15 protein-coding genes and 1 tRNA gene are annotated in these 15694 nt (G+C 68.8%); 7 read left to right on the plus strand and 9 right to left on the minus strand.

What is annotated here, in order from left to right; all coding sequences use genetic code 11:
• Positions 1 to 27 precede the first annotated feature (27 nt).
• The 3 genes from ACMGFG_RS02350 to ACMGFG_RS02360 all read right to left on the minus strand — a co-directional run bounded on the left by ACMGFG_RS02350 (position 28) and on the right by ACMGFG_RS02360 (position 3980).
• The gene (locus tag ACMGFG_RS02350) at positions 28 to 1161 is read right to left on the minus strand and encodes a hypothetical protein (RefSeq protein ID WP_436928745.1); all 1134 of its coding nucleotides are present in this window, start codon (positions 1159 to 1161) and stop codon (positions 28 to 30) included.
• A 35-nt stretch (positions 1162 to 1196) separates the two neighbouring features.
• Entirely contained in the window at positions 1197 to 2387 is a 1191-nt protein-coding gene (locus ACMGFG_RS02355) for a hypothetical protein (protein WP_436928746.1), read from the minus strand.
• A 693-nt stretch (positions 2388 to 3080) separates the two neighbouring features.
• On the minus strand, positions 3081 to 3980 hold the full coding sequence (locus tag ACMGFG_RS02360; protein WP_436928747.1) for an alpha/beta fold hydrolase: 900 nt from the start codon (positions 3978 to 3980) through the stop codon (positions 3081 to 3083).
• 119 nt (positions 3981 to 4099) lie between these two features.
• Between ACMGFG_RS02360 and ACMGFG_RS02365 the strand changes: the two genes are divergently transcribed.
• On the plus strand, positions 4100 to 4255 hold the full coding sequence (locus tag ACMGFG_RS02365; RefSeq protein WP_436908755.1) for a hypothetical protein: 156 nt from the start codon (positions 4100 to 4102) through the stop codon (positions 4253 to 4255).
• A 399-nt stretch (positions 4256 to 4654) separates the two neighbouring features.
• Here ACMGFG_RS02365 and ACMGFG_RS02370 read toward each other — a convergent pair whose 3' ends face one another.
• The 3 genes from ACMGFG_RS02370 to ACMGFG_RS02380 all read right to left on the minus strand — a co-directional run bounded on the left by ACMGFG_RS02370 (position 4655) and on the right by ACMGFG_RS02380 (position 8561).
• Positions 4655 to 5704, minus strand: a complete 1050-nt coding sequence (locus ACMGFG_RS02370) for an AAA family ATPase (protein WP_436928748.1) — start codon at positions 5702 to 5704, stop codon at positions 4655 to 4657.
• A gap of 57 nt (positions 5705 to 5761) precedes the next feature.
• Complete coding sequence (locus ACMGFG_RS02375) at positions 5762 to 7423, minus strand: sulfatase family protein (protein WP_436928749.1); 1662 nt, start codon at positions 7421 to 7423, stop codon at positions 5762 to 5764.
• A gap of 106 nt (positions 7424 to 7529) precedes the next feature.
• Positions 7530 to 8561, minus strand: coding sequence for a Gfo/Idh/MocA family protein (locus tag ACMGFG_RS02380; RefSeq protein ID WP_436928750.1), 1032 nt, complete (start codon positions 8559 to 8561; stop codon positions 7530 to 7532).
• Positions 8562 to 8733: 172 nt separating this feature from the next.
• On the opposite strand from ACMGFG_RS02380, the gene hemL reads away from it, so the two are divergent.
• Together hemL and ACMGFG_RS02390 are read left to right on the plus strand one after the other, a co-directional pair.
• Entirely contained in the window at positions 8734 to 10074 is a 1341-nt protein-coding gene (gene hemL, locus ACMGFG_RS02385) for a glutamate-1-semialdehyde 2,1-aminomutase (RefSeq protein WP_436928751.1), read from the plus strand.
• A gap of 227 nt (positions 10075 to 10301) precedes the next feature.
• Entirely contained in the window at positions 10302 to 10952 is a 651-nt protein-coding gene (locus ACMGFG_RS02390) for a DUF7344 domain-containing protein (RefSeq protein WP_436928752.1), read from the plus strand.
• 56 nt (positions 10953 to 11008) lie between these two features.
• Here the strand turns inward: ACMGFG_RS02390 and ACMGFG_RS02395 are convergent, their stop codons facing one another.
• The gene (locus tag ACMGFG_RS02395) at positions 11009 to 11800 is read right to left on the minus strand and encodes a class I SAM-dependent methyltransferase (RefSeq protein ID WP_436928753.1); all 792 of its coding nucleotides are present in this window, start codon (positions 11798 to 11800) and stop codon (positions 11009 to 11011) included.
• Between the two features lie 109 nt (positions 11801 to 11909).
• Here ACMGFG_RS02395 and ACMGFG_RS02400 point away from each other — a divergent pair, with 109 nt between their 5' ends.
• The 4 genes from ACMGFG_RS02400 (at position 11910) to ACMGFG_RS02415 (ending at position 13873) form a co-directional block, all read left to right on the plus strand.
• Positions 11910 to 12683: a creatininase family protein gene (locus ACMGFG_RS02400; protein ID WP_436928754.1), complete on the plus strand. Its 774-nt coding sequence runs from the start codon at positions 11910 to 11912 to the stop codon at positions 12681 to 12683.
• 45 nt (positions 12684 to 12728) lie between these two features.
• Complete coding sequence (locus tag ACMGFG_RS02405; protein ID WP_436928755.1) at positions 12729 to 13028, plus strand: hypothetical protein; 300 nt, start codon at positions 12729 to 12731, stop codon at positions 13026 to 13028.
• A gap of 361 nt (positions 13029 to 13389) precedes the next feature.
• Positions 13390 to 13587, plus strand: coding sequence for a hypothetical protein (locus tag ACMGFG_RS02410; RefSeq protein ID WP_436908312.1), 198 nt, complete (start codon positions 13390 to 13392; stop codon positions 13585 to 13587).
• Positions 13577 to 13873: a type II toxin-antitoxin system RelE family toxin gene (locus ACMGFG_RS02415; RefSeq protein WP_436928756.1), complete on the plus strand. Its 297-nt coding sequence runs from the start codon at positions 13577 to 13579 to the stop codon at positions 13871 to 13873. Before ACMGFG_RS02410 ends, ACMGFG_RS02415 begins: the two co-directional genes overlap by 11 nt.
• A gap of 198 nt (positions 13874 to 14071) precedes the next feature.
• Here the strand turns inward: ACMGFG_RS02415 and ACMGFG_RS02420 are convergent.
• Together ACMGFG_RS02420 and lpdA are read right to left on the minus strand one after the other, a co-directional pair.
• A tRNA-Arg gene (locus ACMGFG_RS02420) sits at positions 14072 to 14146 on the minus strand.
• Positions 14147 to 14245: 99 nt separating this feature from the next.
• A complete protein-coding gene (lpdA, locus tag ACMGFG_RS02425) occupies positions 14246 to 15670 on the minus strand; it encodes a dihydrolipoyl dehydrogenase (protein ID WP_436928757.1) in 1425 nt (474 codons plus the stop codon).
• Positions 15671 to 15694 lie beyond the last annotated feature (24 nt).

A 15694-nucleotide genomic window follows, 5' to 3' on the forward strand; every position in this document is an offset into this window, starting at 1 on the left:
GTGGCCGGAGCCGAACTACACGGCCGCTCAGAGCAGATTCTGCCGGATGTATTCGTCGACGACCTCCCCGTCGAGGTCGTCAAGTGTGTCCAGCGCGCCGTCGACCGAGGCCAGATCGTCGTCGAGATCGTCCTGCTGGGCGACTCGCCCCAGCGAGAGTAACAACTGGTGTTTGTTCACGTCCGTATCGAGGGCCATCACTTTCGTCACGACGTTCTCGTCGTCGGGACCGTCCAGACGGACGAACGACGGTGGAATCGCCTCGTGCAGCAACGCCGACGCGTGTTCGTCGGTGTGTGGCTCCCGGGGAATCTCCGCCAGCATCGCCTGGATCAGGTCGAGCTGGTCGTCGTGCTTTTCGTCGACGACGTTGCGAACGAACGCGTTGTCGTCGACTCGCCGGAGGTTCCGCTCGTCGTCGACGCGAACCCGACGAAGGCGGAGCACGTCGTTCGTGAACTCACCGGAGATATCGTCCGGCTCGACCCCTACGTCCGCACCGTACTCACCAGATTCGAGATCGGCGAACGGGTCGGAGAGACCGACCGTCTGGCCGGAGTCTTCGTGGTCGACGAACTCCGCATGGTCGAGGTACTCGGCGTCGGTCGGGGGCTGCCACGGCCCACCCAGCCAGTCCGACGGTGCATCGGCGACGACGAATTTGTCCCCCGCGAGCGTTGCCGTATACCACGGATCGGGGTCAAACATGGAATCGGCTCCGCCGAATTCGTCTACGAGTTCTCCAGAGTAGACGGCGAGCCGCGGGAGCTCCTCGATCCCGTCGACGAGCGGTTTATCGTGCGGCATGGCGTTCCGACTTTCGGGGTTATATATCGGCGCATAATCGGCGTCCAGTGCGACCGAGAGACGGCACAGTAGCTCAAAGATCGCTTCCAACAAGTCCCGATAGTCGCCGTCGTTGTCGACCTCCGAACCGTAGAGGCTATCCCCAATCGCAATTCGTAGGACGGGTGTGGTCGGTTTTCGGTCCTCTGTCAAGGTAAAGAAGAAGCTGAATCCAGACTCGCCGTACGTAATGTCGAGAACCGGTGCATCGTCCGAGCTCGCGACTGGGTCCACCTCAGCAGAGCCGACATCGAAACCGAGCGATTCAGCGACCTCGAGCGTCTCCTCTTTGACCTCCGCTGGCGGGTAGGACACGTGAAACTCCATGACTGCGAGACCATGAACCATTGTCAGTCACCTATCTCGTCGTAGCTTACGACTCTGACGGTCGGATCCGAATCTATCCCACTGGTATCGAGTTCCTGTTGGACCCTCTCCGAGAGCCCATCTAGCTGGTTGCTAAAGGCGTTTTTGAACTCGCTGGTAGTGACGAGGACAAGTTCATCTTGCCCGGATGCAGCCTGCGCAGCGAACTTTTTTCTCACGTCACGGAGTAACACATTTTCGACAAAGTCCTCGTTGTAACTGTCTGGATTCCAGTTCTTCGATTCGAGTGCGGGTGAATCGACCGTTTCACCTTTGATGGTGATCTCCGATTTCAGGTTAACGTCGATTTCCGAACCCGATTTACTAAGATCGTCGGGCACCTTGCTGTTTGGTACATCTACCGATAGTTTGAGGTCGCTCCCACTCACCGTATCTTGGCCTAGCGCGTTATCAGCGATACGAACCTCACCGGCGACTTGCTTGTATCCTTTCAGACCAGTAGAGACGCGACGCATGCTCCGGGTGACCCCGTCAACACTTTCGGAAGCGAGGTCGTCGATCCGTTGCTGGACTTTCGCTGAACCGTCCGACCCCGGACCAACCGACACCTGGTCGGCTTTCTTATAGGCGTTCAGAAGCTTATTTGCCTTGTCGTTGTCGAGTGGATCGTAATCGCCGAGTTCGTCGACTTCGTCGGAATCTTTCGTATACTGGTAGACCGACCGGATAGTCGACTCACACGGACTGTTACAGACATCGCGGTCGAACAACTCGCGCCACGTCCGGTCGGAATTCCCGCGGCGGAACTGCGCCAGCACCCGTCCCGTGATCGTCTCGTCGTTCAGCGCTTCCCGGAACTCCGCACGCCCGCCGACGGTCAGCGCGTCCAGTCCGGTGTCACTATCACTGCGGGTTCCGCGAATCCCGCGGTAGTACGCCCGCAGTTGCGACCGGCCCCGGTCGCTCAGGCCGCGCAACACGTCGCTCGGCGTAGTCCCGAGCCGTCGCGACAGCGACCACGACCGCCCGACCGTCTCGATGCCCGCCATGGTCTCGCGGACGGTCCCGGGCGCGTCTACGTCGACGCGGTCGACCACCCGACGGGTCACCTTCGACCCGAGCCGACTGGCCGGTGCGCTGACGAACCGGGTCCGCGCCGATCGATAGTAGCGCACTGCCCGCGTCGCTCTGGCCCTGTCGGCCAGGTCCTGCACCTTGTCGACGTTCTTGACCTGACCACCGGCCGCCGACAGCGCGACCTCGAAGACGACCAGCCCCGAGTAATACCCTCGCCGGAAGTCGTCGTACAGCTGCTCGTTGGCGACCTCACCCTGTCGGTAGTAGGGGTTCGCGGTCCGCTGCTGGCGCTGGTACTGCTGGACCAGCAGCCCGGGGATGTCGTCGGCGTTCTCGATGGGCCGTTCGTACCGCGAGAGGTCGCTGAAGCGGGCGAGGGTCTCCCCCGGTTCGGTGACGACGTTCTGTACCGTCCCGGTCAGTTGTCCGGCGCCACCGGATATCCCAGTCCCCGTGCCGAGCGTGAACGCTTCCGTCTCCGAGAGACTGTCGAGCGAACCGCTCTGCTTGACCGCCTCGACGAGGCCGTTCGAGCGGGCCGCGGCGAGGGTCGTCCGGCTGTTGCCGTACTCGTCGGTCGCGCGGACCTTCAGTTTCGTCGTCGCCAGTCCCTCCTGGATCGTCCCGAGGAATCCGGCGTCGATGTCCCGGTCGAAGTAGTTCGGGTCGTCGACCTCGTACTCCCGGCCGTCGATGATGATCGTCGGGTGGGTGATACCGAACGGCGACGGGTCGTGCCCTTCCCGGAGGGGCGAATCTCGTATCGTTCGACCGAACTACGTTGGTCAGCTGCTGTCTCCAGACGACACAGAAGCGTCGAACGGTCGGAATCAGTCCCCGGCGCCGTCGTTCAGGTGGCCGACGAGGGCGTCGTTGACGCGTTCGGGTTCCTCGTCGTGGACCCAGTGGGAGGCCCAGGGGACCCGTTCGAGGCGGCCGTCGGTGCAGTGGCCGACGCTCTCGGCGGCCATCGACGGGAGCAGCGCCACGTCCTCGTCGCCCCAGACGACCAGCGTCGGCGCCGCGACGGTCTCCCGTGGCGGGTCGTCGCGGCGGCGGAACAGGGCGCGGTACCAGTTGACGGCGCCGCGGATCGCCCCCTGGCGACGCCAGGCGTCGCGGTAGTGGGCGAGTTCCGCGTCGGTGAACGCCCCGGGGTTGGCGCTGCCCTCCAGCAGGTCGAGGACGCCGCGGGCGTCGTCGCGGCCGAGGACGAGTTCCGGGACGACCGGGAGCTGGAAGAAGAACATGTACCAGCTCCGGGCGAGCTGGCGTGGATTCCGCTTGAGCGTCCGGCGCATCACCGACGGGTGCGGGACGTTGACGATCCCGAGCCGGTCGACCCGGTCGGGGTGGCGCAGCGCCAGGTCCCACGCGACCGCCGCGCCCCAGTCGTGGCCGACCACGTGGGCGTCGTCGCGGCCCTCGGCGTCGATCAGGTCGGCCACGTCGCCGGAGAGTTCGCCCATCCGGTAGGCGTCCAGATCGCGCGGTTTCTCGCTGAGGTTGTACCCCCGCTGGTCCGGCGCGACGACGTAGTAGCCGGCGTCGAGCAGGGCGGGGATCTGGTGGCGCCAGCCGTACCAGAAGTCGGGGAACCCGTGCAGCAGGACGACCATCGGGTTCGAGGGGTCGCCGGCCGTGACGACGTGCAGGTCGACGCCGTTGACGGCGTGGCGAGTCGACTCGGCAGAGGACAGGTCGAGCAGGCTCGCGTCGGTCGCGGTCATGTCCGTGAGTGGGGCCGGGAGGCCCCTGTAGATTCTGGTGGTTCGAGGGGTCCGGTCGGCGGAGTCCGGTAGCTGGGACCGCCGGGCGATTTATTCCCGCTCGTCGCGTGCGCTCGCGTATGGCCTACACCTGCCAGTGCGGGGCGACCCTGGAGTACAAGCAGGACCTGCTGAAAGAGCAGGGGGAGGTGTACCCGACCTGGAAGTGCCGGGAGTGTCTCAGCGAGGTGCCCAGCGTCCACGCCGAGCGTATCAAGCATCGGCACCCGTCGTAGTCGTCGGATTTGCGTGTAGAACGCGAGGACGAACGCGGCGACCGCGGACAGCGTGAAAGCCCCCGACCGCTCCGGTCGAGGGGCTCGCTGCGCTCCTCACTCACTGCGTTCGTTGCGGTGCTTGCGTCGCCCGTCTTCCCGGAGCGGTCGGCCCCTTTCATTCCCACCCGCACAGACTGACCGACCAGCCGACACGGGTGGGAATGAAAGGGGCGGCGCGTTCGACGAAGGCCGGCGACGCAAGCACCGCAGGGAGTGGAACGACCGAGGAGCGCAGCGAGACGCCCGAGTCGAACGCGCCGGGGCTTTCACGCTGTTTGCGGTCGGATCGCTAGTTGCGGTCGCGAAGAGGGAGCCAGCTGCAACCGTGACTGCAGTACCGGCCGCAGATCGTGAAACTCACCGACCCATCCCGAAGCGACGGTGGCGCAACTCGGGGGTGATCTGGATGCGGTCGATCTCCTGGCCGGTGCGGTACCAGACGAACGCGGCCCGCGTAAAGAGTTCGCGACACTCGATGCGGACCTCGCGGGGGATCCCCTCCGACCGCTCGTGGACGTCGCGGATGGCGGCCTCGGTGAACAGCTCGACCCCCTGGTCCTCGTAGGGTTCGTCCCGGAAGTAGGCAAAGGAGCGGGCGATGTACTCGGCGATGTCCTCGGGGCCGAACGGTTCGATGCCCTCGTAGTAGCGCAGCCGCGAGTCGAGCGTCCCGCGGAGGTCGGCGACGCGCTCCTTGCCCTCGGGGGTGCCCATCAGGAACAGGCGGACGCCCATGTCGCCAGCGACCTGGAGCGTCGAGAGGATCTCCGCGGGGAGGACCTCGATCTCGTCGACGACCAGAAGCAAGGTCTTGCCGTCGGCGCGCACGTCCTCGACGAGTTCGCGGGCGGCCTCCTTGGCGTCCTCGGTGGCCCACGGGACGCCGTCGCGGGTCTGCCAGTAGTCACGGTCCTCGACCTCGTAGCCCGCGGCCTCGGCGGTGGTCTGGATCGTCGCGTAGAGCTTGCGGGGCGTGGTCTCGCGGGGGTTGTCGAGCACGGCGACGACGAAGTCGTCGTGTTCGCCCAGGTCGCGGCGGACGATCTCCCGGAAGGCCGTCTTGCCGGTGCCGTAGTGGCTGACGAGGCCGATGTGCTGTTCCTGCAGCAGCCAGCCGGTCACCTGGTTGAGCATCTCGGTGTCGTGGCGGACGTAGAGCGGTTCGGGCATCCGGTCGGTGCCCGCCTCCTCGGTGAAGGGCAGATCCGCCACGGTGTCGGGGTCGCCGCCGAGCGCGCGGCCGAACGCGAGCAGGCGGTTCTCGACCTCCGCGAGCTGGTCCAGGAGGACGCCCTGGCTGCGCTCGCCGTCGTCGTCCAGCGCCCGGATCTTCTCGACGAGGTCGCCGACCGTCTCCGTCTCGCCAGCGCGGCCGTCCGCGGTCGGCCGGTCCGTGTCGTCTGTCATGCTGTTCGGTCGATCACCGGAGGATTTCGTGTCCAGCCGGATAGCTCTTCTGACGGCTCACCCCGGGACGGTGAAGATGCCCACCTGCTCGTCGCTCTCCGCGAAACCGTAGCGGACGGCCTTCGCCCGCACCGCCGTCTCGCCCTCGGGCAACTCGATCGGTCCGGTGTAGAGTTCCCACTGGGGGTCGGACCCGTCGTTTTTCACCGGGTCGTCGGCGAACGCGTAGGCCATCGACGCGCCCTGGGTGGCGCAGTACAGCGAGAGCGTCGCCGGCCCATCGAGTTCCAGCCCGCTCGTCCTGGCCGTCCGCTCGTCGTGGTTCGGGCTGTTGACGACGAACCGCGGCGCGGCGGTCTCGGGCTGGTCGTCCCCGCCGTAGCGGTCGCGGACCGTCTCGGCCTCGGCGGTGTCGCCGGCGTCGTCGACCCGGTCGCGCCAGTCGTCTAACGCCGCCCGCATCCGCGCCAGCGTGTCGGCGTACTCGGGGTCGTCGGCGAGGTTGTCGACCTCCCACGGGTCGGCGGCGAGGTCGTACAGCTCCTCGGCGGGCCGGGTCGCGTCGAACCATTGCTGGGCCCCCGCCAGCTCGCCCTCGCGGGCGCGCTCCAGGAGCTCGCGCATGACGGGGTGGCGGTTCCGGAAGGGGATCCACTGGCGGTAGGGCGTCCCCGGTCGGTAGTGGCGGACGTACTTGAACCGGTGGTCGCGGACGGCCCGGACCATGTCGTACGATTCGTCGTAGCGGTCCCTGGTGGCGACGACGTACTCGCGAGCGTCCGCGTCCGGGCCGAAGAACTGCTGGCCGCTCATGTACTGCGGTACGTCGAGCCCGCACGCGTCGAGCATCGTCGGCCCCAGATCCATCATGCTGACGAGGCGGTCGTCGACGCTCCCGGCGTCCAGCTCGCCGGGCCAGCGGACGACCAGGGGAACGTGGATCCCCCCGTCGTAGGGCCAGCGCTTGCTGCGGGGCAGCCCCTCGCCGTGGTCGCTCCAGAGGACCACGATGGTGTCCTCGGCCAGCCCGTCCGCCGCCAGGCGGTCGAGCACGTCGCCGACCCAGTCGTCCGAGCGGGCGATATTGTCGTACTGGCGGGCGATGGCCAGCCGGGTCGTCTCGGTGTCGGGGAGATACGGGGGCACCTCGACCGCGTCGGGGTCGGTATCCGGGTCCGCGACGCTCCCCCCGAACTGGTCGTCGGTGCCGGGCTCGGTGGGGTCCCACTGGCCGCTCTCGTGGGTGACGCCGTTGGTGACCATCGCGAAGAAGGGCTGGTCCGACCCGCGGGCGTCGTCGCGCCAGTCCGCACCGTCGCCGTGGTGGTCCCACATCGAGAAGGGCGTCCCGAACTGGTAGTCGGCCTTCGAGTCGAGCGTGCAGTAGTAGCCCGCCCGCCGGAACAGCTCGGGCACCGCCGTCACGTAGTGGGGCGGGACGGCCTCGTAGGGCGTCGGGAGTGCGGGCGCGTCGTCGTTCGTGTGGGTCGTCCGCATGTGGTGGGTGCCGATGGCGTTCTGGTGGCACCCGGTCATCACCGCCGAGCGGCTGGGGGCACAGACCGGCGCGGTCGAGAAGGCGTTCGGGTAGCGCCGCCCCTCGGCCGCGAGCCCGTCGATCGCGGGCGTCCGGGCCAGGTCGTCGCCGTAACACCCCAGGCGGGGCGTCGTGTCTTCCATCGCGATCCAGAGGACGTTCGGCCGGTCGGCCCCGGGCATACGCCACGGGCGGCCGCCGGCGCCCTAAGTGTTGTTGCGTGGTCGTCCGGGAGCGGTCCCGTCCCGACGAACCCGGGGCGTCGTCCGCCGAACGGCCGCTGTCCGACTACGCCCCGTGCTCCTCGCGCGCGGCGGCGACGAGTTCCGTCACGTCGACGGTCTCGCCGGCCTCGCGGGCGCGGTAGGCTCCCTCGGTCAGTGCGGTGACCCGTAGCCCGAACTCCGGCGGGACGGGGTTGTCGCGGTTCCCCTCGACGGCGTCGAGGAAGGCGACGACCTTCTTCGTGGTCTGCTCGGCGTAGGTGCCGGCGTCGAACTCGCGGTGGTCGGGTTCGCCGCCCGAGCCGTCGAAGACGGTGAGTCCACCGTGACCGAACTGGAGGTGGCCGTCGGTCCCCCAGAGGACGAGCGACTCCTCGAAGCCGGTGCCGTCGCCGCTGACGCCGATGCTCGCGGTGATCGGGCCGTCGGGACCGTCGAGCGTCGCCGAGAGCGCGGCGTTGATGTCGACGGCGTGGTCGCGGTCGTCCATCACGGCGGCGACCTCGCGGGCCCGCGAGTCGGTCGTCCACAGCAGCGCGTCCAGCAGGTGCGACCCGGAGTCGCTGAGCTGGCCGCCCCCGGAGAGGTCGGGGTCGACGCGCCAGGTGCCCTCAGTACCGCTGATCCAGTCCTGGGCGAGGTAGCAGGCGGCCATGTGTACGTCGCCGATCTCGCCGCCGAGGACCGTCTCCCGGACGGCCTGGTAGCCGGGGTGGAGGTGTCGCTGGTAGCCGATCTGGAGGACGGCGTCGCGCTCGCGGGCGCGATTGACGAGGTCGACGGCGTGGCCGGTGTCGGCCACCATCGGCTTCTCCAGGAGCACGTCCAGCCCCCGCTCCAGGCAGGCGACGGTCTGCTCGTAGTGGAGGGTGTGGGGCGTGACGACGGTGACGGCGTCGATCGCCTCCGAGTCGAGCATCGCCTCGTAGTCGGCGTAGACGGGCGCGTCGTAGTCGGCGGCGAACGCTTCGCGGGCGTCGGCGGCCACGTCGGCGCCGGCGACGACCGTCACGTCCGCGTCGGGGTGGGCGGTCACGCCGTCGAGTTGCATCCGCCCGAGGTCGCCGAGGCCGATCGCCGCGAGTCGTACAGTCATGGGGTGTGCCACCGCGTGTCGAGCCAAGAAGCTACCGAACGCGGAAGCGCGGGCGGCCCCGCGGGGGGAGCGGGCGCCCGGAACGAACGCGTTCGGCCCCGCGGCGGGCGCGAACGCGGAAGCGCCGGCGCACCTCGGTACGCATTTGGGCGACGAGTGAGAAGCGGGGGGTATGAACCACGACCGGTCACGGGACCTCTACGATCGCGCGCTGTCGGTCATGCCCGGCGGCGTCAACTCCTCGGTGCGGGCCGCCATCGAGCCCTACCCCTTCTTCGTCGAGCGCGGCGACGGCGGCCACGTGATCGACGCCGACGGCAACCGCTACATCGACTGGGTGATGGGCCTCGGACCCCTGCTGTACGGCCACGACCTGCCCCAGCCCGTCGAGTCGGCGGTCCAGTCGCACGTCAGCGAGGGGCCGATGTTCGGCGCGCCGACGGAGATCGAGGTCGAACACGCCGAGTTCGTCACCCGCCACGTCCCGAGCGTCGAGATGATCCGCTTCGTCAACTCCGGGACGGAGGCGACGGTGTCGGCCTGCCGGCTGGCCCGCGCGGCGACCGGTCGCGACAAGATCGTCGTCATGCAGGGCGGCTACCACGGTGCCCAGGAGACCACCCTCGTCGAGGGCGAGTACGACGACGTGGAGCCGTCCAGTCCGGGCATCCCCGACGAGTTCGCCGAGCACACGCTCGCGGTGCCGTTCAACGACGAGGAGGCGGCCCACCGGGTCTTCGAGGACCACGGCGAGGACATCGCGGCCGTCCTCGTCGAACCGATCCTCGCCAACATGGGGATCGTCCACCCCGTCGACGGCTACCACGAGACGCTGCGCGACCTGACCGAGGACAACGGCGCGCTGCTCGTCTTCGACGAGGTGATCACGGGCTTCCGCGTCGGCGGCCTCCAGTGCGCCCAGGGCAAGTTCGGGATCGACCCGGACATCACGACCTTCGGCAAGCTCATCGGCGGCGGCTTCCCCGTCGGCGCCATCGGCGGCCGCTCGGAACTCATCGAGCAGTTCACCCCCTCGGGCGACGTGTTCCAGGCCGGCACCTTCTCGGGCCACCCCGTCACGATGGCCGCCGGCCTCGAATCGCTGCGCTACGCCGCCGAACACGACGTGCACGAGCACATCAACGATCTGGGCGAGCGGCTCCGTTCGGGACTCCAGGAGATCGTCGCGGACCAGGCGCCGGAGTACACCGTCGCCGGCACCGAGGGGATCTTCAAGGTTCTGTTCACCCGCGAGGCGCCCGAAACCTTCGAGAACCACTGCGAGGCCGGCTGTTCCCAGCGGCCCGACTGCCCGCGCTACGACAGCTGTCCGAAGTCGGCCGCCGACGTGGCGGCCGGCCAGACCGACCGCTGGCGGCGCGTCTTCTGGCAGGAGATGAAAGAACAGGGCGTGTTCCTCTCGCAGAACCAGTTCGAGGCGCAGTTCGTCACCTACGCCCACACCGACGACGACGTCGAGGAGACCCTCGAGGCGTACAAGGACGCGCTGTAGGGGGATCGCCAGTGGGTCAGGGGTGTCGCAGGCGTCGGCGGGCGTCGGCAGGTGTCGGGTGCCGTCAGGGGCATCGGCAGGCGCCGGCAGTTCCGAGTTCTGATATTCGAGAGACAGGAACGGGCCCCAGGAGCGGGACGCGGCGGGAGGCGGCGGGATGCGGCGGTATCGCTACGCGAAACGTCACGCAACGGTTTATGGCGGTGCCGGCCGGGAGGGGACATACGATGGCGATTCCGACGGCGTCGCCGGTCGTGCTCGACGCGCTGGCCGACGCGACGCGGCGGGCGGTGCTCGCCGAACTGGTCGACAGCGACGCGACCGCGACCGTCGAGGAGCTGGTCGCGGCGCTCGCGGACCACCCGGCCGCGGCGGGGCCCGACGCGACGGCCGACCGGACGGACCTGCGGACCGCGCTCCACCACGTCCACCTCCCGACGCTGGCAGAGGCCGGCGGCGTCACCTTCGACCCCGAGACGGGGCTGGTCGCGGCCCCCTCGGAGTGTCCCTTCGACCGCGAGTGGGTCGCCCGCCTGGTCACCGACCACCCCGACCCGGCCTACGACGCGACGCTCGCCGCGCTGGCGAGCGGCCGCCGGCAGGTCGTCCTCCGCGAACTCCTCGTCGAGGGGCCGGCGACCGACCGCGAGCTGGCCGTCGCCGTGGCCGCCCACGAGCGGGGCGTCGACCGGGCGACCGTCCCCGGCTCCGTCACGGAGGTGGTCGAACTCTCGCTGGCACACACGCACCTGCCGCTGCTGGCCGGCGCGGGCTTCGTCGCCCGCGATGACGCGACCGTCGTCGCCGGTTCGATGCCCTGGCGGTCCGACCCCTGGGTCGCGGCCAGCCCGATCGCCGAGTGGGCGGCCGCCGAGTGAGTCGACGGGACCCCTCCCACCGCGGCGAGCGCCGCGATCCGCCGACCACGGATGCCTCAGTGGTTCGCTTTCAGGATCCCCACGTAGTCGCCGCCCGCCGGGTCCAGCCCGTCGTCGGGTTCCAGCGTGTCGACAAACTCCCAGGGCGTCTCGCTCGCGAGGTCAGCCATCGTGTCGGGCGCGGCCATGAGGTAGTCGAACCACGGGGTCGCGAGCCGCTCGTGGCGGACGCGCATCCGGAGCGCGCCCGGGAGCCGGCCGCGCTCGCGGTTCTTCTCGTGGTACGCGAGGTGGTGTTCGTCGTCGGTCGCGACCGGGTCGCGGCTCTGGGCGACCAGGGTCGCGCCGTCGGTCGCCACCTCGGCCAGTCCCCGGAGGCGGTCGGGCGCGGTCTCTGCCGTCCCGACCAGCCCGAAGTTGTTGCCGAGCATGAGCACCGTGTCGAAGGTATCGGGCTCGAACTCCTCGGCCACGTCCGCGATATCGACCGCGCGGGCGTCGGCGACCCCGCGGTCGCGGGCCACCGCGACGGCTCCCTCGGACACGTCGATGGCAGTCACGTCGTGGCCCCGCTCCTGCAGGTACAGCGCCGCCCGGCCCGCGCCACAGCCCACGTCGAGGACGCGCCCCTCGGCGCGGTCGGCGGCGCGGCGGTCGGGCGCCGGCCACTCGTCGTAGTCGGCGAAGTAGAACTCGCCGCCGGCGCTGACGCCGATCCAGCCGTCGTCGCGCTCGATGATCTCCCGTCCCTCCCCCGCCTCGGCGTACGCGCGCAGCATCGCGCCGACGGCGTCGCCCGTCTCCGGGGCCGCCGCGGCGGTCGGCTCGTCGGTCGCACCGTCGTCCATACGCCACGGTCGACCCGCTGGGGGATGAGTCCCGGGGTTCCGTGTCACTCACCCACACGCGCCCGCGGCGAGGGAAACAGTAACGGCGGGGCGGTCCTCGGGATGGGGTATGTACCTCGGAGACCGGACGTGGCCGGAACTGGGCGAGTACTTCGCCGAGGAGTCGCTGGCCCTGGTGCCGCTGGGGTCGACCGAACAGCACGGCCCGCACCTCCCCGAATCGACTGACCACCGCATCGCCGAGGCACTCGCCCGCGAGGCCGCCGAGCGGACGGGCTACCTCTGTACCCCCACGGTCAACGTCGGCGTCAGCCCCCACCACCGCCAGTTCAACGGGACGATGTGGGTCGAGCCCGGCGTCTTCCGCGACTACGTCGAGTCGCTCACCCGCAACCTCACCTACCACGGGATCGACCGCGTGGTCTTCGTCAACGCCCACGGCGGCAACGTCCAGCATCTCCGGGAAGTCGGCCGCCGTCTGCGCGACGACGAGGTCGCCTACGCCGTCGAGTGGATGTGGGACGAGTCCATCCCCGAGCTGGTCGACGACCTGTTCGAACACAACGGCCCCCACGGCGGCCCCAAGGAGACCGCGATGATGCTCCACATCGACGACGACCTCGTCCGCGAGGACCAGTTCGAGCGCGCCCGCGACGAGGGAGTCCGCGACGTGGCGAACTACGACGGCCTCCGGAAACACGGCGCCCGCACCTTCTACGACGCCATCGACAACACCGAGAGCGGGGTGCTGGGCGACCAGACCGACGCGACGAGGGAGAAAGGGGCCCAGCTGTTCGCGGCGGCCAGCGACCAGCTCGTCCGGCTGGCCGAGTGGCTCGACGACCAGCCCTTCGAGGACCTGATGCCCCGCGACCACGTCTGAGTCCGAGTGGAAAGAGACAGGTGTGACGACCCGGAACCGTCGGGTATGAGCGACGACGACTTCGAGACGGAACTGGCAGCGGCCTTCGAAGACGAGTTCGACGCCGACGCCGACACCGCGGCGACGGCCGCCGGGAACGCCGCCGCCTTCCGCGACGAGTACGACGAGGACCTGACCGTCGAGGACGTGCTCGACCGCGTCGCGGTCCACAGCGGTGACTTCGTGCACCGCTTCGACTACGCCGTCGGCGACCTGGCGTCGGCGAACGACGACTGCACCGACTCCCGCGAGTACCGCATCGCCGGGTACGGCGACCTCGCGGCCGACCCGAACCAGGGGTTCTGAGCGGTCTCCCCGGACCGGAGCGTCTGGCTACTGGAGTCGAGCATCCAGCGCCGGAGGCGCCGGTTCACTGTTAGCACACTCTGACGAGCCTGCAGTCGTTCGCGGTGCTCACTCCTGCGGAGCCGAATGCGAGGGAGCGGAGCGACCGAGTCGTCCGGCCTTTTTCACCCATGTTTTTGCCGCCCGGGTTCCCCGCAGGCGCGCTTGCGCGCCGAGGAAACCCGGGCGGGAAAAAGATGGACGGGCACGGTGGGTTCTGGTTCTCCGGCGACACGCGGCCTCGATAGCGACGAACGTGACCCGTCCACCGAAACCTTTTGGCTGTAAGCGTTGTAAGGATTGAACGTAGGAGTCGATACGCGTGTCCAACGCCAGCAAGCGAATCCCAGTCACGGAGGAACGGTGGAAGGAACTGAACGAACTGAAAGAGGCAGGCGAGACGTACGATGACCTACTGGGGGAACTGATCCAGGAACACCAGCGCCGACAACTCGCCGAGCGAGCGAAGGAGGTCCGCGAAGCAGACAGCGAGGAACTGACATCCCTCGATGAGTTATGAGGTCCTCCTCGCGGAGGAAGCCCGCGAGTACGTCGCCGCGCTCGACGAGAAGAGTACCCGCATCGTAAAAGACAATCTGCGGAAACTGGCAGCCGATCCGTACCCGAGACCGGATTCCGGGTCCGGCGACAAAGAGAAACTGGTGGTCGAGGGGGAAGAACTGTACCGACTACATATCGGTCGGACCCACACTGCGTTCTACGACGTTCTCGAAGCCGACGAGGAAGTCCGCGTGATCGAGATCGTGGATATCGACGAAGCCCACAAACGCTACGGATTCGAGTAGATGGGCGACGGAGCGTAATGGCTCCAGCAGAAGCGCGAGAGCGGCTATGACCGAATTGGGATCGAGCATCCGGCGCCGGAGGCGCCGGTTCACCGCTCGCGCGGAGCGCGAGCGGCCTTTTTCGCCCACGTTTTTGCGGGCGGGGTTCCCGCAGGTCGCCGCAGGCGACCGAGGAAACCCCGTCCGGAAAAAGGTGGACGGGCACGGTGGGATTTGAACCCACGGCCGTCGGATTAGAAGTCCGACGCTCTTTCCGGACTGAGCTACGTGCCCCGTGTCTCGGGTTGGACGGCCGCGCGTAAAAAGCGGCCCGGGTTCAGTTGCGGCGCGCTCGGGCACCCCCACCAACAGAAAGACCGGATCAGCGGCCGGTCACCGATTCAGCGTGTGGATCGCTTCGCCGAGCGCGTTGGCGCAGGCCTCGCCGACGGCCTCGGAGAGGGTGGGGTGGGTGTGGATGGTGGCGGCCACGTCCTCCAGTTGCGCGCCCATCTCGACGGCGAGGGCGAGTTCGGCGACCAGCTCGGAGGCCTCGGGCGCGACGACCTGCGCACCGAGGAGGAAGCCGCTGTCGCCGTCGCCGACGACGCGGACGAACCCCTCCTCGTGGTTCAGGGTGAGCGCGCGGCCGTTCGCCCGGAGCGGGAACTGCCCGACAACGGGGTCGAAGCCGGCCTCCTCGGCCTCCGCCTCGGTCATCCCGACAGTACCGATCTCGGGGTCGGTGAACACGGCGGCGGGGATCGCCTGGTGGTCCAGTGCGGCGGGCTCGCCCGCGATGACCTCCGCGGCGACCTCGCCCTCGGCGCTGGCTTTGTGGGCGAGCATCGGCTCGCCGGCCACGTCGCCGACGGCGAAGACGTGCTCCACGTCCGTCCGGGCCTCGTGGTCGGTTTCGAGGAACCCGTCCTCGTTCGGTTCCAGGCCCACGGCGTCCAGGTTAAGGGTGTCCGTGACGGGCTGGCGTCCGACGGCGACGAGGCACTTCTCGGCGCCGAACTCCGCGATCTCGCCGTCCTCGTTCTCGGTACGGACGGTGATGCCGTCGCCGGCCGCCTCCCAGCTATCGGCGGCCTGGCCGAAGTGGAACTCCACCCCGAGGTCCTCCGCCCGCTCGCGGACGACGCGGGCCACGTCGTCCTCGTAGCCCGGCAGGGCGTCGTCCAGCATCTCGACGACGGTCACGTCACAGCCGAGCTTCTGGTAGACCGTCGAGAGTTCCATGCCGATGTAGCCGGCACCGACGACGACCATGCTCTCGGGGACGGCGTCCAGATCGAGCGCCTCGCGCGAGGAGAGGACGTGCTCGCCGTCGAACTCGAAGCCCGGGACCTCGATGGGCCGCGAGCCCGTGGCGACGACGGCGTGCTCGAACTCGATAGTTTCGGAGCCCTGGCCCTCGCCACCGTGGACGATGCGGGCGCGGTCCTCGCCGGCGAACTCGGCGCGGCCTTCGACGAGGTTGACGCCCGCGGCCTTGCAGAGCTTCTCGACGCCGCCGGTGAGCCGGTCGACGACGCCGTCCTTCCACTCGACCATGCCCTGCAGGTCCACCGCGGGGTCGGCGTAGATGCCCATGTGCTCGGCGTCGCCCGCGTCGTGGGCGATGTCCGTCGCCGAGATCATCGCCTTCGAGGGGATACAGCCGTAGTTCAGGCAGGTGCCGCCGTAGGCGTCCTTCTCGACGAGGGTCACGTCGAGGTCGAGCTGCCCGGCGCGGATGGCGGCGACGTAGCCGCCCGGCCCCCCGCCGATGACCAGTACGTCAGTTCCGGTAGTCACGTCTCCGACGACCATTGTCGGAGGGTGGAGTGCCCGGCT

The organism is Halosimplex halobium, assembly GCF_051414055.1.
Taxonomy (GTDB): Archaea; Halobacteriota; Halobacteria; order Halobacteriales; family Haloarculaceae; genus Halosimplex; species Halosimplex halobium.

Coding starts and splice junctions, on each gene's coding strand:
- ACMGFG_RS02415 (WP_436928756.1), top strand. CDS start 13,577: ATGAGTTATGAGGTCCTCCTCGCGGAGGAAGCCCGCGAGTACGTCGCC.
- ACMGFG_RS02380 (WP_436928750.1), bottom strand. CDS start 8,561: ATGACTGTACGACTCGCGGCGATCGGCCTCGGCGACCTCGGGCGGATG.
- ACMGFG_RS02360 (WP_436928747.1), bottom strand. CDS start 3,980: ATGACCGCGACCGACGCGAGCCTGCTCGACCTGTCCTCTGCCGAGTCG.
- ACMGFG_RS02400 (WP_436928754.1), top strand. CDS start 11,910: ATGTACCTCGGAGACCGGACGTGGCCGGAACTGGGCGAGTACTTCGCC.
- ACMGFG_RS02405 (WP_436928755.1), top strand. CDS start 12,729: ATGAGCGACGACGACTTCGAGACGGAACTGGCAGCGGCCTTCGAAGAC.
- ACMGFG_RS02375 (WP_436928749.1), bottom strand. CDS start 7,423: ATGCCCGGGGCCGACCGGCCGAACGTCCTCTGGATCGCGATGGAAGAC.
- ACMGFG_RS02370 (WP_436928748.1), bottom strand. CDS start 5,704: ATGACAGACGACACGGACCGGCCGACCGCGGACGGCCGCGCTGGCGAG.
- ACMGFG_RS02395 (WP_436928753.1), bottom strand. CDS start 11,800: ATGGACGACGGTGCGACCGACGAGCCGACCGCCGCGGCGGCCCCGGAG.
- lpdA (WP_436928757.1), bottom strand. CDS start 15,670: ATGGTCGTCGGAGACGTGACTACCGGAACTGACGTACTGGTCATCGGC.
- ACMGFG_RS02390 (WP_436928752.1), top strand. CDS start 10,302: ATGGCGATTCCGACGGCGTCGCCGGTCGTGCTCGACGCGCTGGCCGAC.
- ACMGFG_RS02365 (WP_436908755.1), top strand. CDS start 4,100: ATGGCCTACACCTGCCAGTGCGGGGCGACCCTGGAGTACAAGCAGGAC.
- hemL (WP_436928751.1), top strand. CDS start 8,734: ATGAACCACGACCGGTCACGGGACCTCTACGATCGCGCGCTGTCGGTC.